Source organism: Microbispora amethystogenes (assembly GCF_016863015.1).
Lineage (GTDB): Bacteria > Actinomycetota > Actinomycetes > Streptosporangiales > Streptosporangiaceae > Microbispora > Microbispora amethystogenes.
The window spans coordinates 16,884-38,138 of the sequence record NZ_BOOB01000053.1 but is presented as its reverse complement, the minus strand read 5'-3'; the positions used below and the strand labels follow the sequence as shown (position 1 = coordinate 38,138).

Annotated in this window: 16 protein-coding genes; 7 read left to right on the top strand and 9 right to left on the bottom strand. The window is 73.1% G+C overall.

The annotated features are described in order from the left end of the window. Positions 1-361: 361 nt before the first annotated feature. The 9 genes from Mam01_RS30530 to hutI all read right to left on the bottom strand — a co-directional run bounded on the left by Mam01_RS30530 (position 362) and on the right by hutI (position 11,970). On the bottom strand, positions 362-898 hold the full coding sequence (locus Mam01_RS30530) for a GTP-binding protein (RefSeq protein ID WP_204288656.1): 537 nt from the start codon (positions 896-898) through the stop codon (positions 362-364). Positions 899-926: 28 nt separating this feature from the next. Further along, positions 927-1,286, bottom strand: coding sequence for a DUF742 domain-containing protein (locus Mam01_RS30525; RefSeq protein ID WP_150939304.1), 360 nt, complete (start codon positions 1,284-1,286; stop codon positions 927-929). 15 nt (positions 1,287-1,301) lie between these two features. Beyond that, entirely contained in the window at positions 1,302-1,721 is a 420-nt protein-coding gene (locus Mam01_RS30520; protein WP_150939306.1) for a roadblock/LC7 domain-containing protein, read from the bottom strand. After that, on the bottom strand, positions 1,718-5,152 hold the full coding sequence (locus Mam01_RS30515; protein ID WP_204288655.1) for a sensor histidine kinase: 3,435 nt from the start codon (positions 5,150-5,152) through the stop codon (positions 1,718-1,720). The genes Mam01_RS30520 and Mam01_RS30515 overlap by 4 nt, the downstream gene beginning before the upstream one ends. 272 nt (positions 5,153-5,424) lie before the next feature. Further along, positions 5,425-7,731 (bottom strand): [protein-PII] uridylyltransferase, encoded by a 2,307-nt coding sequence (locus Mam01_RS30510; RefSeq protein WP_239101746.1) that lies wholly within the window; start codon positions 7,729-7,731, stop codon positions 5,425-5,427. A 4-nt stretch (positions 7,732-7,735) separates the two neighbouring features. Beyond that, positions 7,736-8,074: a P-II family nitrogen regulator gene (locus tag Mam01_RS30505; protein ID WP_111699519.1), complete on the bottom strand. Its 339-nt coding sequence runs from the start codon at positions 8,072-8,074 to the stop codon at positions 7,736-7,738. Next, complete coding sequence (locus tag Mam01_RS30500) at positions 8,071-9,360, bottom strand: ammonium transporter (protein WP_204288654.1); 1,290 nt, start codon at positions 9,358-9,360, stop codon at positions 8,071-8,073. The genes Mam01_RS30505 and Mam01_RS30500 overlap by 4 nt, the downstream gene beginning before the upstream one ends. A gap of 288 nt (positions 9,361-9,648) precedes the next feature. After that, positions 9,649-10,581 carry a sigma-70 family RNA polymerase sigma factor gene (locus Mam01_RS30495; RefSeq protein ID WP_150939312.1) on the bottom strand — a complete coding sequence of 311 codons (933 nt, stop codon included), beginning with the start codon at positions 10,579-10,581 and terminating at the stop codon, positions 9,649-9,651. 225 nt (positions 10,582-10,806) lie between these two features. After that, positions 10,807-11,970, bottom strand: a complete 1,164-nt coding sequence (gene hutI / locus Mam01_RS30490; protein ID WP_204288653.1) for an imidazolonepropionase — start codon at positions 11,968-11,970, stop codon at positions 10,807-10,809. A 238-nt stretch (positions 11,971-12,208) separates the two neighbouring features. On the opposite strand from hutI, the gene lanL reads away from it, so the two are divergent. From lanL to Mam01_RS30455, 7 genes are all read left to right on the top strand, one after another. Next, positions 12,209-14,992: a class IV lanthionine synthetase LanL gene (gene lanL, locus Mam01_RS30485; RefSeq protein WP_204288652.1), complete on the top strand. Its 2,784-nt coding sequence runs from the start codon at positions 12,209-12,211 to the stop codon at positions 14,990-14,992. Next, the gene (locus tag Mam01_RS30480) at positions 14,989-16,785 is read left to right on the top strand and encodes a S9 family peptidase (RefSeq protein WP_204288651.1); all 1,797 of its coding nucleotides are present in this window, start codon (positions 14,989-14,991) and stop codon (positions 16,783-16,785) included. Before lanL ends, Mam01_RS30480 begins: the two co-directional genes overlap by 4 nt. Positions 16,786-16,922: 137 nt before the next feature. Then, positions 16,923-17,051, top strand: coding sequence for an ALQxL family class IV lanthipeptide (locus Mam01_RS30475; RefSeq protein ID WP_191910429.1), 129 nt, complete (start codon positions 16,923-16,925; stop codon positions 17,049-17,051). A 15-nt stretch (positions 17,052-17,066) separates the two neighbouring features. After that, positions 17,067-17,189: an ALQxL family class IV lanthipeptide gene (locus tag Mam01_RS30470; protein WP_204288650.1), complete on the top strand. Its 123-nt coding sequence runs from the start codon at positions 17,067-17,069 to the stop codon at positions 17,187-17,189. Positions 17,190-17,251: 62 nt separating this feature from the next. After that, positions 17,252-17,380, top strand: coding sequence for an ALQxL family class IV lanthipeptide (locus tag Mam01_RS30465; RefSeq protein ID WP_204288649.1), 129 nt, complete (start codon positions 17,252-17,254; stop codon positions 17,378-17,380). A 244-nt stretch (positions 17,381-17,624) separates the two neighbouring features. Then, complete coding sequence (locus tag Mam01_RS30460; RefSeq protein ID WP_239101745.1) at positions 17,625-19,388, top strand: ABC transporter transmembrane domain-containing protein; 1,764 nt, start codon at positions 17,625-17,627, stop codon at positions 19,386-19,388. Further along, the gene (locus tag Mam01_RS30455; RefSeq protein ID WP_204288648.1) at positions 19,376-21,190 is read left to right on the top strand and encodes an ATP-binding cassette domain-containing protein; all 1,815 of its coding nucleotides are present in this window, start codon (positions 19,376-19,378) and stop codon (positions 21,188-21,190) included. Before Mam01_RS30460 ends, Mam01_RS30455 begins: the two co-directional genes overlap by 13 nt. Positions 21,191-21,255 lie beyond the last annotated feature (65 nt).

Here is a 21,255-nt window from a genome sequence, read left to right as displayed (position 1 = left end):
GCCGTATGTGCGCACAGGGGGGAATGTCTCGTCACGGATGTGGTTGGCGTGACACGGGAGACGTCCTGCAGGCGAGGGTAATTGCAGCACACCGACACCAGGGAGGCCAACCGAACACCCGTGCACAAACAACCTATACAGGCACGGAGATGATGTTATTTGATTAAATATCGGGTCGTCTTCATTACCGGATTCTGCCCTTCCGGCTAGGTCACCATCTCACGAAACCACAGGCAGAAGGCTCGGAATCCGGTGAAGCGGGCAGCCCGGAGGGGCGCGCCCGCGCCCGGACGCCACGAAGGGCGGCACCCCGGGGGTACCGCCCTCGCCGCCCTCTCGCCGAGGGCTCACGGGACAGCGCTCAGTAGGTCCTGCCGTACGCGGCGCGGACCGTGAGCACGTACTCGACCAGGCTGATGAGCGTGGACTTGACGGCGTCCCGCGACCTGGCGTCCGTACGGACGACCGGAACGTGCGGGGGCAGCGACAGCGCCTCGCGGACCTCCTCCTCCGAGTGGAGGAACTGTCCCTCCCAGCCGTTCATCGCGACGAGGAACGGAAGCTGGGCCTCCTCGAAGTAGTCGATGGCCGGGAAACAGTCGGCGAGCCTGCGGCTGTCCACCAGCACGACCGCCCCGATGGCTCCGCGGACGAGGTCGTCCCACATGAACCAGAAGCGGTGCTGGCCCGGCGTCCCGAACAGGTAGAGGATGAGGTCCTGGTCGAGCGACAGCCGGCCGAAGTCCATCGCGACCGTCGTGGTCGTCTTGTTCGGCGTGAGCCCCAGGTCGTCGATGCCGGCGCTGGCGTCGGTCATCACGGCCTCGGTCGTCAGCGGAAGGATCTCGGAGACGGCACCGACGAAGGTCGTCTTCCCGACGCCGAACCCACCCGCCACGACGATCTTCGTCGAGGTAAGACCACGACTAGAGCCTGCGTAGTCCACTGAGCACCCTTTCGAGCAGGTTGAGGTCTGGCTGTCCCTGGTTGAGCTGCGGCATGTGCAGGCGGACCAGACCCTCGTCGGCCATGTCGGCGATGAGCACACGGGCCACGCCGAGCGGGACCCGGAGCAGCGCCGAGATCTCCGCGACCGATCGTACGGTACGACACAGCATCATGATCGATTCCTGCTCCGGACTGAGCAGGGAATAGTCATTGCTCTTCAAGGCCACCGATGATACGAGCGTTTCCATCGCCAGGTGATAGCGCGGCTCGGCTCGCCCGCCGGTGACGGCGTACGGACGGAACAGAGGCTCGTCCTCTGTCCCGTCACGATCCCGCATGCCCCACTCCCATGATCATCGCCGCGATGTCTGCAGCTCGGCGCGCAGCGCCGGGGTGAGCACCTGTCCGGCCCGTTCCACGAGCAGGGTCATCTGGTAGGCCACCAGACCCATGTCGCAGTCCGGGGAGGCCAGCACGGCCAGGCAGGAGCCGTCGCTGATCGCCATGACCAGCAGCAGGCCGCGCTGCATCTCGACCACGGTCTGGGTGACCGAGCCTCCCTCGAACACTCGCGAGGCGCCGACGGTGAGGCTGAGCAGGCCGGCGGCGACCGCCGCGAGCTGGTCGGCCCGGTCATGGGGGAAGCCGTCCGATTGGGCCAGCCGCAGGCCGTCCGACGAGACCACCACAGCGTGCGCCACCCCGGGGGTGGTGCCGACGAAGTCGGTGATCAGCCAGTCGAACCTGCGTGCTTCCACGCTCAGCTCAGTCACGAGCCCTCCTCCTCTTTACCCGACCCTTCGGTGAGGCCGCCGGCCGCTTGGGCCCGGCCCCGCCGCACACCCTGCTGGAAGCTGGAGAGGCGGTTGCGGACCGCCTCGGCCGAGACCGGCGGACGCGGGGGCGCCGCGGCGCTCTCCGCACCGACCGAGCCGGGCACCAGGTTGGCCTTCGGCATGCGCTTGGGCAGTCCGGCCGCGGTGACGCCGCCGAGCGACGGGTCCCGCACGCTCGCCGCGGCCTGGAAACCGCTGTCGGCCCGCGACCGCCACACGCCGGTGTCGCCGGACTGCTCCGCGGGGGTCTCCCGCCTGTCCGCCGGCGCGTCCCCCCGCCCGTCCCCCGGTCCATTTGCCGGTCCGTTCGCCGGTGCGGGGGCCGCGGCGGCCCTGGGGGTTCTCGCGATCTCCCCGGTGCTCTCCGCGGCGCTCTCCCCGTCCGTACGCGGAACCGCGGTGGGACCGGTGTCGGAAGGACGGCGGAACCAGGCCGACTCGACCGAGGCGAAGATCGGCAGGAACTCGTCGCCGCGCTCCAGCGGCGAGTCCTCCACCGCGGGAAGCGGACCGGTCGCCGACGCGAGGTCACCGGAGCCGTCGGCTCGCCCCATCGCGGGGGGCGGCGGGAAGGCGGTCGGCCCCGTGTTTCCCGGCGACCCCGCGCTCCCCGGCGCCGGAGCGAAGACGTTCGGTCCCGTGTCTCCCCGCGCCGGGGTGAACGCGCTGGGTCCCGTGCTCTGAGGAGACGGCGGGAACGCGTTCGGACCGGTGCTCGCCGGGGAACCCGCGCTGTGCGGGGACGACGGGAACGCGGTCGGCCCCGTGCTTCCCGGGGAACCCGCGCTCTGCGGCGGCGGGAAGGCGTTCGGACCCGTGCCCTGCGAGGACGACGGGAACGCGTTCGGCCCAGTGCCGTGAACGGAGGGGGTGAACGCGTGCTCACCCGTGCTCTGCGCCGACGGCGGGAAGGCGTTCGGCCCGGTGCCCTGCGCCGACGGCGGGAAGGCGTTCGGCCCGGTCGTGCCGGCCGGCGTGGCCGTGTCCCGGCGCGGGAGCGGGGTCGGCCCGGTGGGCAGCGACGGCCAGGAGGATTCGGACCGGCTTGGCGCGGGCTCCTCACCCATCGGCGTGCCGAACGCCGGCGGCCACGACGCGCCCGGCTGCTCGCCGAAGGCCGGGCGGGGGAGATCCGCGTCCGGAGACCCTCCGGGTGCTCCGGGCATCGGCTGCGGTCCCGAGTTTCCCGTGTACGTGTTTCCTGTATACGCGCTTTCGGCCGGCGGCGCCTCGGCGGGACCCGGCGGGCCGTACGGGTGCTCGGCCGGCGCGGGCGGCGCCTCCCTGACCGGAGCGCCGAAGGCGGAGAAGCCGCCCGAGCCGTTCCCGCCGGACCCGGCGCCGCTCGGCGCCGGGGGCCGGCGCGATCCCACGCCGCCGGCCGCGCCGTTGCCGGGGTTCCACGGCTCGAACGGACCCGCTCCCGGCGCCTGACCGGCCGGGTTGGGCTCGGCGAACGCCTGCCGGGCCGGCAGGCCGGCCGCGGTCTGCCCGACCGGGACGGACGGACGCGGCATGAGGGGCTGGTCGGCGTTGGAGATGAGTTGCGCGGGGAACAGCACCATCGCGATGATGCCCGCGCCGTCGCCCCGGCGCAGCTGCACCCGGATGCCGTGGCGCAGCGCGAGGCGGCCGACCACGAACAGGCCCATCCGGCGGGAGACCGACACGTCGATCGTGGGCGGCTCGGCGAGGCGGCGGTTGATCTCCGCCAGTTCCTCGGCGGACATGCCGATCCCGGCGTCGGTGACCCCGAGCATCACGGCCCCGCCCTCGACCGGGCTGCTGGAGACCACGACCTTGGTGTTGCGCGGCGAGAAGGCGATGGCGTTCTCGACGAGCTCGGCCAGGAGGTGGACGACGTCGTTGGCGGCGTGCCCGGCCAGGGCGATGCTGCGCGGGATCCGGACGACGACCCGTTCGTAGTCCTCGACCTCCGACAGCGAGGCGCGGACCACGTCGACCAGCCGGGCGGGCTGGCTGCGCTTGCGCGGCGGCTCGTGCCCGGCGAGCACCAGGAGGTTCTCACTGTTGCGGCGCATGCGGGTGGCGAGGTGGTCCAGCTTGAACAGGTCGGCGAGGCGCCGGCCGTCCTCCTCGCCCCGCTCCAGGCCGTCGATCAGCGAGATCTGCCGCTCCACCAGCGTCTGGGTGCGGCGCGACAGGTTCACGAACATCGAGTTGACGTTGGCGCGCAGGCGCGACTCCTCGGCGGCCAGCCGTACGGCCTGCAGGTGGACCTCGTCGAAGGCCTGGGCGACCTCGCCGATCTCGTCGGTGCTGCCGACCGCGATCGGCTGCACCTGCGACTCCCGGTCGGGGTCGTCCGACTCGCGCATCCGCCGCACGATCTCGGGCAGCCGGCGTCCGGCGATGTCGAGCGCCTCCACCCGCAGGCGGCGCAGCGGCCGGACCATCGACCGCGCGATGAGCGCGGTGGTGGCCAGCACGAGCACCAGGAGGGCGAGGATCAGCGCCCCGGCGATGAGGGCGTTGCGCTGTTCGGCCGACTGCAGGTCACGGGTCCGGTCCTGCACCAGCGACGACACGCGGCCCTCGACGGCCGACATCTGCTCGATGGTCTTGGTGCTGTCCTGGAACCACCGCTGGGCCGTGGTGTCCCTGCTGCGGTAACGGCTGAGGGACTGGTTCTGCAGGCCCAGCCTGAGCGCCCACGACTTGGTCAGCTCGCCGTTCACGACGCTCGGGTCGGCGAAGAGGGTCACCAGGCGGGCCGCCTCGGCCTGCGGGGCCTCCGAGTAGAACGTCGCGAGGTAGCTCGCCTGGCGCGACTGGGCGGCCAGGAAGTCCTGCAGCTCGAAGGTGGTGAAGGTCTGGTTGCGCTCCATGAACTCGCGGGTGAGGGCGGCCCGCTGCAGGGCCACCTCCTCCTTGGCGTGGGCGAGACCGCCCAGCGCGCGGACGTTGCCCACGATCTCGGTGGCGCTGTCGCTGGCGCCCAGTTCGTCGTGCAGGCGCAGGATGTTGGCGATCAGCGCGCTGTAGTCCTCCGGCGCGCCGTTGGCGCGGATGCCGGCGAGGCTGGCGAAACGGCTGGTGAGCTGCTGGGCCTGCTCCCCCGCCCGCGCGCCGTAGTCCGCGTCGACGTTCTTGAGGTCGGCCCTCACCTGCTGCACCAGAGGGTCGACCACCGCGCGCTGCTGGGCTCGGGTGAGCTCGGTCTGGCCGTCGATGTCGAACTTGCGCCTGGTGTTGCCTCCCCAGACGAACAGGTCGCGTTCGAGGGCGAGCTGCTCGGCCAGGTCCCGCAGGTGCACCGAGTACTCCGCCGCCGACCTGGTCCGCTGGTAGCCGGTCAGGCTGTCCATCGAGCTGACGACGCGGAGACCGGCGAGGAGCACGGCCACGAGCGTCGGGGCGAGGATCAGCGCCGTCAGGCGTGTGGGAACCCTCCAGTTGCGCGGTGAGAACGGGCTCCTCCGCCTGCGGTTATCGGTATTCGACTGCTCCATGCTCACCGGCCCCGCCATCGTTCGGCCTGCCTTCACGCGTCTGGACAGCATGAAGTGACATAGCTCTATAAGCGGGGACAATTCGACCACAAGGTCATCAAGGTGAGCGGCCCTACCCCTGCCGCAGCACCCCAATTGTTACCAAGAGGTGAGGATCGTGACCCTTATCACCTGAGGGCCGCGAGGACGTGCTCCCGTACCTGGATCCGCTGCTGTTCGTCCACAATGGGGCGGCCCGTACGATCCGCCACATAGAAGACATCCACCGCTTCTGCGCCCAGAGTCTCCACACGCGCGGCCCGTACGTCAAGTCCGCACTCGCCGAAGGCACGGCCGATCCGCCACAGCAGACCGGGTCTGTCGTGCGCTCTCACCTCCACCACACTCGCCGTGTTGGACGCGTCGTCGAGCAGGGTGACGCGCGGCGGCGCCACCGGCACCCGGGAAGGGCGCATGGACCTCGCCCGCCGGGCCAGGCGCTGCTCGATGTCGAGCCGTCCGGCCAGGACGAGGCGCAGGTCGGCCTCCAGCGTCGCCGGATCCGGCGGCGAGCCGTACTCGGGGACGACGACGAACTCGATGACGGCGGTCGACCCGGCGGACGCGGCGGAGGCGGCGCGCACCGCCATCCGGTGCGCCGCGAGCACCCCGGCCGCCCGCCACAACAGGCCCGGCCGGTCCGGCGCGACCACGGTGACCGCGCTGCCGTTCACCCGCACCGCTCCGCCGCCGTGCCGGGCGAGCGCCGCCTGCTCGGGCGACAACGCGGGCGCGGGCGCCGGCGGCGCGCCGGACAGCACCGACCTCACCCGCCGGACCAGGTCGGAGACCAGGGACGCCTTCCAGGAGTTCCACGCGGCCGGGCCGGTCGCGGAGCCGTCGGCCACGGCGAGCGCGGCCAGCAGTTCGAGGACCTCCCGGGAGCCGATCGCCTCGGCCACCCGGGAGATGGTCACCGGGTCGTCGAGGTCCCGCCGGGTGGCGGTCTCGGGCAGCAGCAGGTGATGCCGCACCACCGTGGCGAGGATCTCCACGTCCGCCTGCGGCAGGCCCATCCGGGCGCCGATGTCCCGGGCGACGATCTCACCGGTGGTCGAGTGGTCGCCCGGCCAGCCCTTGCCGATGTCGTGCAGGAGCGCCGAGATGAGCAGCAAATCCGGGCGGGACACCTCGCGGGTGAAGGCGGCGGCGCCGGCCGCGGTCTCGATGAGGTGCCGGTCCACGGTGTACCGGTGGACCGGGTTGCGCTGGGGACGGTGCCGCACGCGCTCCCAGTCGGGGATCAGCTTGACCAGCACGCCGGCCTGGTCGAGCTCCTCCCAGACCGGTACGGCGGCGCGGCCCGCGCCGAGCAGCGCCACCAGCGCGCCGCGGGCCTCCGGGGGCCACGGCACGGGCAGCGGAGGCGACTGGGCGGCGAGCGCGCTGACCGTCGCCGGCGCCAGCGGCAGCCCCGCCTCGGCGGCGGCCGCCGCCGCCCGCAGCACGAGCGTGGGGTCGGAGCGCGGGGTGACGCCGCGGGCCAGCACGACCTCGCCGCCGTGTTCGACGACGCCGTCCGCGAGCGGCCGCCGTCCGCGCGGCGCGGGACCGGTCAGCAGCCGGTCGACGGTGCGCCAGGTGGCGTCGAAGGCGTGGGAGATGGTGCGGCCGGCCTCCGCCAGGCGGCGCATCAGCGCCTCGGCGTCGAGCATGCCGAGCGTCCCGGCGACCGCGTCCTGCTCCTGGAGGACCAGGCGGTCGGTTCCCCGGGCGGTGACCAGGTGCAGCCCGTGCCTGATGTCCAGCAGTAGTTCGTACGCCTCGCGGACCCGGGGGCCGGGGGCCGAGGCCACCCAGGCGGCGGCCACGGCCTGCATCGCCTGCACGTCGCGCAGGCCGCCCCTGGCGTCCTTGAGGTCGGGTTCGAGGAGGAAGGCCAGCTCGCCGCCGGTCTCGGCGCGTTTGTCCGCCGACGCCCGCAGCTCGGCCAGCCGGCGCCGGGAGTCGGCCCGCCACTCCACGAGCACCGCCTCCCGGGCGGACCGGGTCAGTTCGGGATCGCCCACCACGTGCCGCGCCTGGATGAGCCCGAGCACGGCCTTGAGGTCCTCCCTGGCGACCTTCACCGCCTCGTCCACGGTGCGGACGGAGTGGTCGAGACCGATCCCGGAGTCCCAGATGGGGTACCAGATGCGATCGGCGATCCTCGCCACGTCCTCGCGCCCGTTGTGGAGCAGGACGAGGTCCAGGTCACTGCCGGGGGCGAGTTCGCCCCGGCCCAGGCTGCCGACCGCGACCAGGGCCACGCCGCTGATCCCGATGGGAGCGGCGGGGCCTCGCTCGTCGGGGAGGCCGCCCTTCCCTCCCGATCCCTCCTCCCGCGCGTACGGCCGGGTGGCCGCCGTGCGGAACAGATCGGTGAGCCATCTGTCGATGTCCGCGGCCCGGTCCTTGCGGGTCGCGGCGAACGAGCGCGCCTCCCCTCTCATCATCCGGTTACAGCGCCTCCGGTCCGCGCTCCCCGGTGCGGACCCGGATGACCGTGTCCACGGGAACCGACCAGACCTTGCCGTCGCCGATCTTGCCTGTCTGCGCCGCCTTGACGATGACGTCGATGACGTCCTCGGCGTCGTCCTCCTCGGCCAGGACCTCGACCCGGACCTTGGGCACCAGGTCGACCTGGTACTCGGCGCCCCGGTAGACCTCGGTGTGGCCGCGCTGACGGCCGTAGCCGCTGGCCTCCGAGACCGTCATGCCCTTGATGCCGAACTGCTCCAGGGCGGCCTTCACGTCGTCCAGTTTGAACGGCTTGATGACTGCGGTGATGAGTTTCATGCGTCGACCTTCTTCGTCTGTGCCGCGGAAACGGGCCCGTTGACGGAGGTCACTCCCGAGGAGTGAACGGTGCCGAGGTCGTACCCGGTCTCGGCGTGGGTGGTGATGTCGATGCCGGTGACCTCGTCCTCCTGCTCGATCCGGAAGCCCATCGTCTTGTCGATGATCTTCCCGATCACGTAGGCCATGATGAAGGAGTAGAGGCCCACCGCGACAGGGCCGAGCGCCTGGACGCCGAGCTGCGAGATCGGGCCGCCGTAGATGAGGCCCTCGTTCTGGCCGTCGGCGAAGGGGTAGCGGGCGATGAGACCGAGGGAGACCGCGCCGATCGCGCCGCCGACCAGGTGGACGCCGACCACGTCGAGCGAGTCGTCGAAGCCGAAGCGGTACTTCAGGCCCACGGCGTAGGCGCAGACCGCGCCGGCCACGAGGCCGAGCACGAGCGCCGCCCACGGGTCGACGAAACCACAGGCGGGGGTGATGGCGACCAGACCGGCCACGGCGCCGGAGGCGACGCCGAGGGTGGTGGAGTGGCCGTCGCGCAGCTTCTCCACGAGGATCCAGGCGCCGGCGGCGGCGGCCGTGGCGACCTGGGTGTTCATGAACGCGAGACCGGCGGTGCCGTCGACGGCGAGCTCGGAGCCCGCGTTGAAGCCGAACCAGCCGAACCACAGCAGGCCCACGCCGAGCAGGACCAGGGTGAGGTTGTGCGGGCGCATGGGGTCCTTGCGCCAGCCGGTCCGCTTGCCGAGCACGAACGCGAGCGCGAGGCCCGCTGCTCCGGCGTTCACGTGGACGACCGTGCCGCCGGCGAAGTCCTCGATACCGAGATTGGCCAGCCAGCCGCCGCCCCAGACCCAGTGCGCGACCGGGAAGTAGACCAGCGTCGCCCAGGCGATGCCGAAGACCACCCAGGCGCCGAACTTGGCGCGGTCGGCGATGGCGCCGCTGATGAGGGCGACGGTGATGATCGCGAAGGTGAGCTGGAAAGCGGAGAACACCAGGTTCGGCATGCCGGTGCCGTCGTCCTTGGTGGCCGTGTCGATGAGGCTCTGGAGACCCATGGCGTCGCCGCCGCCGATGAGCTTGTTGATGAAGTTGTCCCCGTCACCGAAGGCGTCAAAGGCCAGCGAGTGGCCGTACAGAACCCAGGTGAGGGTAACGGTGATGATGCTGACGAACGACATCATCATCATGTTCAGGACGCTCTTGGCCCTGGTCATGCCCCCGTAGAAGAACGCGAGCCCGGGCGTCATCAACAGCACCAGCGCGGTCGCTGTGATCATCCAGGCGGTGGTACCGGTATCGATCTTCACCGACGCGGCCCTCCTTACATTTGGCGTGTGGCCGGTTATCACTCCCTCAGTGGCGTCGTCCCGGGCTTCCTCGGCCGGCTGGCTCACTGACGTTGGCGAAAGCGTGTTCTTCCGCCGTTTCAGCTCATGACCATGCGTGTTTCACTGGTGTGAAACTCGCCGATGCCGTGTTTCGGCCAGGTTTCGGACGTGCTGGGAACGACAAAACGCGCACCCCTGGGAGGGTGCGCGTCGTCGTGATACCGGTACGGCCGGCCGTCAGGCGGCGCTGGCCATCTTCCGCAGCCGCGTCAGCGCGTCGCGCTCGATCCGCCGGGCGCGGTCACGGCCGATGCCGTAACGCTCGCCCACCTCGGTGAGGGTGTGCTCCCGGCCGTCCACCAGGCCGTACCGCCAGCGGAGCATGTCGCGGATCTGGCCCTCCAGGCCGGTCAGCCACTGCTCCAGGCGCTCCTTCTCCAGCGTGGCCATGGCCTGCTGCTCCGGGTCCGCCCACGTCTCGTCGGCGATCATGTCGCCCAGCTCGGTCTCGTCCTCGTCGCCCACCCCGAGCTGGAGCGAGACGGGGTCGGACGCCCAGCGACGCAGCTCCTGCACACGCTCGATCGGCAGGTCGAGCACCGCGGCGAGGTCGGCGTCGGTCGGCTCGGCGTCGAACTCGGCCAGCATGTCCCGGCGGACCCGCATGAGCCGGGTCATCTGCTCTCCCGCGTGGGTGGGCAGCCGCACCGGCCGCGCCTGCTCGTGGATCGAGCGGCCGACCGACTGCCGGATCCACCAGGTGGCGTAGGTCGAGAACTTGTATCCCCGGCGGTAGTCGAACTTCTCCACCGCCCGGACCAGCCCGAGGTTGCCCTCCTGCACAAGGTCGATCAGGGGCATCCCCCGCCCCGAGTACTTCCTCGCCACGGCGACCACGAGACGCAGGTTGGCCTGGATGAACTCGTCCTTCGCCCGCCGCCCCGAAACGGCGATGCGCTCAAGCTCCTCGTCGGTCGCATCCGCGGCCTTGGGCTCCGCCCGCCCGCTGTCGAGCAACTGCTCGGCGAACAACCCCGCCTCGATCCGCTTGGCGAGCTCGACCTCCTGATCCGCGGTCAGCAACGGAACGCGGCCGATCTCGGCCAGATACGTCCCCAGCAGATCCCGGTCAGAGACCTGCTGCTCATGCGTCCGATTCCCCGTCGCCATACGATGGCACCTCGTTCCGCCGCCCGCGATATGCAATAAGTGAGCCGGCGAACCGGACACGTCCGCCCCGCTCGGCGTGGCCTCCGGCTTCCTGCTCCTGACCCGGTCAACGGCCGGTCCATGGCAAAGATTCCCCAAATGAATACGACCGGGGAATGGTTTACAGTTCCTCCCCAAGGAGGATGCGGGGCCGGGAAAAAAGCCGATTACCCAGATCTCGCGGGTCTAAACAAGGCGGCGTCCCCCGCGCCACACCTGTGCCACCAGTGGCACGCCGGGCCGGTACGCCAGGTGGACGTACGACGGCGCCTCCAGGATGACGAGGTCCGCGCGGGAGCCGACACACAGGGCGCCGACGTCGGTGCGCCGCAGCGCCCGCGCGCCGCCACGGGTGGCCGCGCGTACGGCCTCCAGCGGCGTCATGCCCATCTCCCGTACGGCCAGGGCGACGCAGAACGGCATCGACGTGGTGAACGACGACCCCGGGTTGCAGTCGGTGGCGAGGGCCACGGCGACCCCGGCGTCGAGCAGCCGCCGCGCGTCGGGGTACGGCGACCTGGTGGAGAACTCGGCCCCCGGCAGCAGCGTGGCGACCACCCCGGAGGACGCGAGCGCGTCCACGTCGGCGTCGGCGAGATAGGTGCAGTGGTCGGCCGACGCCGCCCCCATCTCGCAGGCCAGCCGTACGCCCGGCCCCTCCTCCAGCTGGTTCGCGTGCACCCTGACCTGGAGCCCGGCCGCGCGGCCCGCCGCGAGCACCCGCCTCGCGTGCTCCTCGCCGAACGCGCCGCGCTCGCAGAACACGTCCACCCATCGGGCGAACGGCGCGCACGCCTCCAGCATCGGGCCGGTCACCAGCTCGACGTACGCGTCGGGGGTGGTCTCCGGCGGGACGACGTGCGCGCCCAGGAAGGTGGTCTCCTCGGTGAACTGCCGCGCGATCTCCAGGCTGCGGCGCTCGTGCTCGACGGTGAGGCCGTACCCGCTCTTGATCTCGAAGGTCGTGGTGCCCTGCGTCGTCATCTCCGCGACCAGCAGCGCGGTCGTGGAGACGAGCTCGGGGATGGTCGCCGCCCGGGTCGCGGCGACGGTCGCGCGGATGCCGCCCGCCGTGTAGGGCCGGCCGGCCATCCGCGCGGCGAACTCCTCGGTGCGGTCGCCCGCGAACACGAGATGGGCGTGGCTGTCGACAAACCCCGGGATGACGGCGCGTCCCTCGACGCCGACCCGCTCGTCGGCGGCCGGGGCGTCGCCCGAGGGCCCGATCCAGCGGACCACCCCGTTCTCCGCGACCAGCGCGGCGTCCCGGATCTCCTCCCGTTCGGGGTCCGCCGTGAACAGCAGTCCGATCTCGGTGAAAACCGTGGAATTCGCGTCGCTCGGCCACACGTCTCCTGATCCTCGCCAGGCCCCGCGCCGCGCAAACCCGCCGGGCCCACCTGGGATCCCCTTTAGGGGCCGACCAGTGCCACTAAGTCGTTCTCAGACCGCGGCAGACAAGTCGTCACTAGCCGCCGACAAGGGCCGTTGCCGACTCTGCGTTCAGGCGGAGCGCGGCGCCGGACGGGACGACCGGACGGTATCCGACACCGAGCCTCGTGGACGAGACGACAGGAGTGACGGCGGCGTGAACACAGGCAGCGCGGGCGTGGCCGAAGGCACCGGCGCGGACTCTCACCTGCTCGCGGACATCGTCATGGCCGCCGTGCGCCGGGGGACGGAGTCCCGCTCGGCGGGTGAGGAGACGCGGAACGGCCGGGACTGGGAGATCCACTCCGGCACGCCGTGGACGTACGTGACGCCGGCCGGGTGCGCGATGCCGGCGCAGGGGTGGAAACTGCACGTCTCGGCGACGCAGCTGTCGGCCGCGGTCGTGCTGGCGCGGACGGCCGAAGTGCTGGTGCGGCGCCGGGTGCCCTTCAAGTTCGCCGCGACGTTCGAGGAGCTGAGCGGCCTGCTGTCGAGGGACGTCGACCGCGGAACGCTCGGCAAGTTCATCACGGTGTATCCGCCCGACGACGCCGCGGCCGTGTCGATCGCCGAGGAGCTGCACTCCGCCACCTACGGCCTGCCCGGCCCGCCGATCCTGTCCGACCGGCCCTATCGGCCCGGGAGCCCGGTCCACTACCGCTACGGCGTGTTCTCGGCCACGAGCGTGCTCGACAACGACGGGACCTACGCCTCCCTTCTGGTCGCCCCCGACGGCACGACCGTGAAGGACAGCCGCAACGCCTGGTACTCGCCGCCGGCCTGGGCGGTCAGCCCGTTCCCTTCGGGGCGGGCGCCGGCGCGCACCACCGCGCCCGAGGCGGTGCTGCTGGCGGACCGGTTCGTGGTGCGGCAGGCGATCCGGCACAGCGCGAAAGGCGGCGTGTTCCTCGCCGAGGACCGGCTCTCGGGGGCCAGGGTCGTCGTCAAGCAGGCGCGCCCGCACCTCGGTTCCACCCTGCAGGGCCGTGACGAGTGCGACCAGCTCCGTCACGAGGCCGCCATGCTCGACCTGTTCGGCCCGCCGGGGATCACGGCGCGCAAGGTGGACCTGTTCGAGCAGAGCGACAACCTGTTCCTCGTACAGGAGCATCTCGACGGGACCATGCTCACCGTCTGGGCCGGCGAGCGAACCGGCCCGGACCGGCGGGGGCACGACGAGGTGCTCACTGTGGTGCGCGGGCTGACCGCCCTGGTCGCGGCCGTGCACGAGCAGGGCTACGTGCTGCGGGACCTCACGCCCAACAACGTCCTCGTCACCGCCGGCGGCGGCTGCCGCCTCGTCGACCTGGAGATGGCCGCCATCCCCGGCACGCCCGTGGCGAGAGCCTTCACTCCGGGCTTCGCACCGCCCGAGCAGATGAACGCGCCCAGGCACGCTCCGGCTCCCGGCGTCGAGGCCGACCTGTACGCGCTCGGGGCCACCGTGTTCTTCCTGACCACGGGCTGCCCGCCCATGCTGGCGGACGACGGGCCGGACGAGGAACGGTCCTGGGGCGACCGGGTGCGGACGCTCGTGAGCGTGGCGACGGCGGGCGATCCGGTGGCCGAGGCGTTCGCTCCGATGATCTCGGGACTGATGCGCGAGGAACGGTCGGAACGCTGGGATCTGCGGCGCGTCGAGGAGTTCCTCGCCAAACTGGACGCCGAGCCCCTGCCGTTCGTCTCCGTGCGGCCGGTGCGCCGTCTCGGTGCGGACGAAGGGGACCGCCTGCTGCGGGACGGGGTCGCCCACCTCGTAAGGACCATGGCCCGGCCGGCGCCCGGCGGGCCGGACCCGCTGCGCCTGTGGCCCGTCACCGGGTTCGGGGCCGACGCGGACCCCTGCGCGGTGCAGTACGGCTCGGCGGGGGTCCTGACGGTGCTGGCGTCCCTGCTCGACGGTCCTTTCGCCCGCGACCCCGGTCTTCCGGCGACGTGGCGGACCGATGTCACCGGCACGCTCGCGGACGCGGCGGGGTGGACGCTGCGGCGCCTCGACCGCGAGCCACGGCCCTCCCCCGGGCTCTACTTCGGGCGGGCGGGCATCGCCTGGGGACTGCACGAGGCGGGCCGGGTGCTCGGTGACGACGACATGTGCGCCGCGGGCGTCGAACTGGCGTCCGGACTGCCGGACAGCTGGCCGAACCCCGACGTGTGCCACGGCCTGTCGGGGACGGGGCTGACGCTGCTGCACTTCTGGCGGGCCACCGGGGACGGCCGCTTCCGCGACAAGGCCGGCCGTTGCGCCGACAGTCTGCTCGCCGCGGCCGAGCGCACAGCCGGGACGGTGCTGTGGCCGATCCCCGCGACCTTCGCGTCCTCGCTGGCCGGAGTCGTGCACTACGGCTTCGCCCACGGCGTCGCCGGCGTGGGGGCCTTCCTGCTCGCCGCCGGCCTGGCTCTCGGCCGCGACGACTGCCTGGAGACGGCCGCGGCCGGTGGGCGCACGCTGGTGGAGGCGGCCGAGATCATGGACGGCGCCGCGTGGTGGGACCAGGGTCCGGCCGGCGGCGCCAGGATGCCGCACTGGTGCAACGGCTCCTCGGGCGTCGGCACCTTCCTGATCCGGCTGCACCGCGCCACCGGCGACCGGCGGTTCCTCGACGCCGCCAGGGGGGCGGCGCGCACCGTCCACCTGAGCCGGGTCTCCTCGGGAAGCTCCCAGTGTCACGGCCTGGCCGGTGACGGGCAGTTCCTGCTCGACATGGCCGACCTGCTCGGCGAACCGGCCTACCACGACCAGGCCGGGGAACTGGCCGCGTACCTGTGGGCGCGGGCGGTGTCGCGCGACGGGTTGCTGCTGGTGCCCGACGAGAACGGGTTCGAGCTGAGCGCCGGCTGGAACACCGGCCTGGCAGGGGTGCTGGACTTCCTCCACCGGCTGCGCCACGGCGGGCCCCGCTCCTGGATGGCCGACGCCGGCGACGGGGCGGCCCGATGACCGCCCCCGTCATCACCGGCACGGCCGGCGAGGAGACCGCGCACCGCTCCTCCGAGACGCGGCGGATCAACTTCCGGTTCTCCCGGCGCGGGCGGTACGCCGCCTGCCTGTCCGCCCGTGGTCGTGGTCCCCTCGTCCCGGAGCTGTGGGATCTCGGCGGCGGGACTCCGGTGCCCATGACGCTGGGCCAGCCGGCCGGCGAGAGCTCCTGGAGCACGGTCGTCCCGACCGACGGCGGCAGGATCCTGCTGGGCCGCGCCCAGGCGGGAGGCGTGCACCGCCTGCTCCTCATCACCCCCGGCGAGGCGCCGGCGCCGATGCCGACCACCTTCCACGGCGGCGGATTCCGGCTGGTGGCCGGCGGGCCGGAGGGAGCCGCCGCCCTGGCCTTCCACGGCGCCGGGGAGGGCCGGACGACGGTGTGGCGCGTGCCCGCGGAGCCCGGTCCCCTGGAAGCGGTCGCCACCGTCCCGGCCGTCCTCGGAGGGGGCGTCTGGCTCGACGCGTTCGGCCGGCGCCTGGCCCTGTCCCGCCACGGGGACGAGCCGGGCACCGTGGTGCTGGATCTGGCGGACGGCTCGCTGTCGCCGCTGCAGGGCCTGGCCGGCGGCGAGCACCTCCTGCTCGCGGCCCCGCGGGGCGGTGTGCTGCTCACGACGCTCCGCCACGAGGGCGCCTATCGCCTGGGCGTGCGCGGCACGGACGACGACGGCCCCACCGTCTTTCCCCGCCCGTTGAACGAGATCGACGGCGCGGTCACACCGCTGGCCTTCGATCCGGAGGGAAGGCGGCTGGCGCTCCTGGTCACCCGCGGGGTCCGCTCCCACCTGCTCGTGTACGACCTGACGACGGAGGAGATCCGGGAGGCCGCCCTTCCGGCCGGGGCGCTGTATCCGAGTGCCCACTGGAGCACGGCCGGCCTGCACGTGATCCACACGACGCCGGACCGTCCCTACGCCCCGCTGACCGTGCTGAACGCGTCCGGTGCGCCCGCCACCCGGCGAGGCGGTGAGCGGGCGGCCGCCCGGGCGCGGAGCTACGACGGTCCCGGCGGCCGCATCGAGGCCGTGGTCTACGGCGACCCGGCCCGGAGCCGGCAGGTGGTGCTGGCGCTGCACGGAGGGCCGGAGGCCGCCTGGCAGCTCTCCTTCGATCCCCTCTTCCAGCAGATGGCCGCGCGGGGCATCGCCGTCGTCGCGCCCAACCAGCGCGGAAGCACCGGCTACGGGGCGGCGCACCGCGACGCGATCCGCGGGGCGTGGGGCGGGCCCGACCTGGCGGACATCCTTCACCTGGGCCGCGTCGTCGGCGCCGGACGCGGGCTCGGCGCCAGCCGCCCGATGCTGTACGGCGCCAGCTACGGGGCGTACCTCGCGCTCCTGGCGGTCGCCGCGGACCCGCACCTGTGGTCGCGGGCCGCAGTGGTCGCGCCGTTCCTGTCGGGGCGGGAGCTCTACACCGACGGCCCGGCCACGGTCCGGGCGATGCTCGACCGCCTGGGCGGCCTGGAGGAGATCACGGACGACGAACTCGGCCCCCGTGACCTGCTGCGGCTGGCCGGCCGTCTGCGGCTGCCGCTTCTCGTGGTCCACGGAGAACACGACGACGTGATTCCCGTGAGCCACTCCCGGCGGCTGCGCGACCGGCTCGCCGAGATCGCCCCGCCGGGCGCCGAACTCACCTACCTGGAGGTCACCGGCGCGGGGCACGACCCGTTGACCGGCCGCGACGCCCATCTCGTCCGTGACCGCCTCGTCCACTTCCTGGGCACCGGCTCCGCTCGGTGGAGCTGACGCCCGGAGCACCGCCGTACGCCAGGCCGCGTACGGCCCCGAGGCCCCGCAGGCTCGCCCTTCGCATCCGCGGCGAGCCTGCGGCACCAGGAGCCGCCGCATGACAGAGCGGTGGCCCGGTACGAAAGGAGAACCGCATGGAACTCGACGTCAAGGCCCTGGACATGCTCCCCGCCTCCGAGGAGAGCGAGCTGTACCCGTGCCAGATCACCTGCGCCGGAGGCAGGACCTGCGGCGGCTGGACCTGCTGGAGCACCGACTACTGACGCGCCAGAGGAACCGTGGAACTGGACATCAACGCCCTGGACATGCTCCCCGTCCCCGAGGAGAGCGAGCTGTACCCGTGCCAGTTCACCTGCACCCGCTGGACCTGCGGCGCCGCGAGCCTTACGGACCAGCCCTGATCGGTCAGGGGCACCGGACACACAACACCGCGAAGCGCGAGAAAACGAATCAAGGAGGAACCGTGGAACTCGACATCAACGCACTGGACATGCTTCCCGCCCCCGAGGAGAGCCGGCTGATGGCGTGCACCGTCACCTGCGGCAGGTCCTGCTACGGGGCCACCGGCACCTGTGGCATCACCCAGATCTGAGCACCTGCTGAGCAGGCGCTCCGCTCCTGTCCGCTCACCTGCCTCGGCAGGACCCGCGGCGTGACGGAGCCGTCCACGTGACGGAGCCGCCGCGAGCGCCCAGGGACGGCCGTCCTCGGCCGGTCGTCCCTGGGCGCGACATCCCTCCCAGCTCGCCCCGCCGCGCCCGACGGTGTTCGCGGCGGCCGACCGGAAAGAGAGTGAGACGATGCCCGGCCCCGCCCCGAGATCATCCGAAGAGCAGGTGAGCCACGGGCACGGCGACCGTCTCATCGCCGCCCTTAGCCGGGACTCCTGGATGCCGCTGGCCGCGACCGCGACCGGCTCGATCGCCACGACCGCCGTCGCGCTTGCCCTGCCCGCGGCGCTCGCCGCCGCCGTGAACGCCGTCGTCACCGGCCGGGGGGCGCTGACGGCGACCGCGTACCTCGCGCTCCTGCTCGCCGGCGCCGCGCTGGCCGAGGTCGCCACCGGAATCACGAGCACCACCGCGACAGCCTCGGCGATCGGTACGCTGCGCCTGCGTGTCGCCGGTCACCTCCTGTCGGCCGACGTCTCCGGCGCCACCCGCTTCTCCACCGGTGAGCTCGTCAACCGTCTCGTGAGCAACACGGCGACGGCCGGGTCCGCGCCGGTGACCCTGCTGGGGACGCTCACGGGCGTGGCCGCCTCCGCCGGCGCCGTCGTCGCGCTGTTCGCCGTCGACCCGCGCGCGGGCCTCGCCTTCCTCGCCGGGACGCCCGTCCTGGTCGTCGTGCTGCGCGTGTTCGTCTCCCGTGTGTCGGGGCTGTACGACGAGTACCAGAGCGCGCAGGGCCGCCTGGCCGCCCGCCTCACCGAGACCCTGGCCGGCATCCGCACGGTCAGGGCCGCGGGCACCGCGAGCCGGGAGATCGACCGTGTGCTCCGGCCGCTGGCGGACCTCTCCTCCACCGGGCACGCCCTCTGGAGGGCGCAGTCGCGCACCGTGTGGCAGATCATGCTGCTGATGCCGCTCGTGGAGATCCTCGTGCTGGCGGTCGCCGGGCTCGGCGTCGCCGAGGGCAGGCTCACTCCGGGCGCACTCGTGGCCGTGGCCGGATACGCCGCGCTCGGCCTGACCTTCGTCGAGCAGATCGACCCGCTGCTGGGCCTGGCCTACGGCCGGTCCGCGGCCGTCCGGGTGCTGGAGGTGCTCGCGCTGCCGGTCCTGCCCGCGGGCCGCCGCCGGTTGCCGGACGGCCCGGGGGCGCTGTCCTTCCGCGGCGTGACCGTCACGCGGGGAGACGCCCGGGTGCTCGACGACGTCGACCTGGAGATTCCCGCCGGGGCGCTGACCGCGGTCGTCGGCCGCTCCGGCGCCGGCAAGACCACTCTCGCCATGCTCGCCGGGCGGCTGACGGAGCCCGATCGTGGCCGGGTGCTGCTCGACGGGCTGAGCCTGAGCGACCTCGAGCCGGGGTGCCTGCGCGACGCCGTGGCCTACGCGTTCGAACGACCCGCCCTCCTCGGCGGGGACATCGCCTCGGCCATCGCGTACGGCACGGCCGGGACGACGCGCGAGGCCGTCCGCGCGGCGGCGAGGGCCGCGGAGGTCGACGACGTGGTCTCCCGTCTCCCCCTCGGGTACGACACCCCGTCGGCCGGGGCACCGCTGTCCGGCGGCGAGATCCAGCGGCTCGGGCTCGCCCGCGCGTTGCTGCGGCGGGCCCGCCTGACCATCCTCGACGACGCCACCAGCGGCCTCGACACCGTGACCGAGGCGCAGGTGACCCGCACCCTCGTGGAGGGGATGCGCGGCAGGACGCGCCTGGTCGTCGCCCACCGTCCGGCCACGGCGGCCAGGGCGGACCTGGTGATCTGGCTGGAGGCGGGGCGGGTACGCGGCCGCGGCACCCACCGGGAGCTGTGGCGGCACCGGGACTACCGAGACCTCTTCGCCCCGGATGCGCCGGATTCCCGCGGGGAACCGCACGGCGGCGAGCCCGCCGGGGTCGCCTCGCGGCAGGAGGCGTCGTGTCCGCGGTGACCACCGCCCGGCGGCAGTCCCCGCCGGCCTCTCCTCCGCCCGCCGGCGATCGCGCTCAGGGGCCGTGGCGGCTGCTGGCGGCCCTGCTGCGCCGGCGCCCGCGCCCCCTCGCCCTGGTCATGGCCTGGTCGATCGTCGAGGCGGCTCCGGCTCTGCTGTCCGGCCTGCTGGTCGCGACGGCGGTCGACCGCGGCTTCCGCGCCGGGCGCCCCGGGCTGGGCCTCGTCCTGCTCGGCCTGCTGGCCGCGGCGATGCTGGTGGGAGCGATCGCGACCCGGCTGATGTTCCCGCACCTCGCCGCGGTGGTCGAGCCTCTCCGCGACGACCTGGTACGCGCCGTGGTCGAGGCGACCGTGACCCACGCGTCGGCCGGGGAGCAGGCGCCCGACGGTGCCGCCGTCAACCGCCTCACCGAGCAGATCGAGACGGTCCGCGCCCTGTTGTCGGCGGTGCTGAGAAACACCCGGCAGGTCGGGGTCGCCGTGGTCGCCGCCGTCGCGGGGCTCCTGCTGCTGTCTCCGCTCGCCGCGGCCGTCGTCGCCGGGCCCGTGCTGGTCGCCGCGTTCGCGTTCGTCCGGCTGCTGCGCCTGCTCGCCGCGCGTCAGCGCGACCTCCTCCTCGCCGGGGAGAGGCTGACGGCCGAGGTCACTCCCGCCCTCGGGGGGCTGCGGGACATCGCGGCCTGCGGGGCGAGGGACCAGGCGAGGGAGTCGGTCCGGTCGCTCGTGGCCGCGCAGGCCGCGGCGATGCGCGCGCTCGCGTGGGCGGGCGCCAGGCGACGGCTGGTCGTCACGATCGGCGCGCACGTGCCCATGGTCGCGCTGCTGCTCGCGGCCGGGCCGCTGACGGCGAGCGGCCGGCTGACCGCCGGGGAGATCGTGGGGGCACTGACCTATCTGTCCACCGGTCTCGAGCCCGCCGTGCGCACCCTCCTCGGCACCGTCGGCTCCTGGGGGATCACCCTGGCGGTGACCGCCCAGCGGCTCGGCGACGTCGTGACGCCACTCCCGCCGCGGGACGAGCCCGCGTGCGTCCCGGAGACGCCGGTCGGCCACGACCTCCGGACGGACCGCCTGACCTTCGCCTACTCGCCCCGGGCGGAGCCGGTCGTACGGGAACTCGACCTCACGGTCGGCGAAGGCGAGCACCTGGTCGTGGTCGGCCCCAGCGGCATCGGCAAGTCCACCCTGGCCATGCTGCTGTCCGGGCTCCGCCGGCCCACCGAGGGCGTGGTCCGGCTCGGCGGGCTCGCGCTGGACGCGGTGCCCCGGCGGCACCTGCACGAGGTCGTGGCGCTGGTGCCCCAGGAGGCGTACGTCTTCGCCGGGACGGTCCGCGAGAACCTGGGCTATCTCCGCCCCGCCGGGGAGGCGACCGCCGACGAGCGGCTCCTCGCGGCGGCGGACGCCGTCGGCGCCGGGCCGCTGCTCACGCGGCTGGGCGGGCTCGACGGCGCGATCGACGAACCGTCCACCCTGTCCGCGGGGGAACGGCAGCTCGTCACCCTCGCGCGCGCGTACGCCTCCCGGGCGCGGATCGTGATCCTCGACGAGGCCACCTGCCACCTCGACCCCGCCGGCGAGGCACGGGCCGAGGCCGCCTTCGCGGCCAGGCAGGGGACGCTCATCGTCATCGCCCACCGCGTCAGCTCGGCCGCCCGGGCCGACCGCGTCCTGCTCCTGGACGGCGCACGCGCGATCACCGGCACGCACCGGGACCTCGTGACGCGCTCGCCTCTCTACGCCGACCTGGTCGGTCACTGGAACCACGACGCCCCGGGACGGGACCGGCTGCCGGAGTGATCCCGGAGCGATCTTCGCGCCCCTCAGGACAGCACGGCGACCCCTCAGGACAGCACGGAAGGACC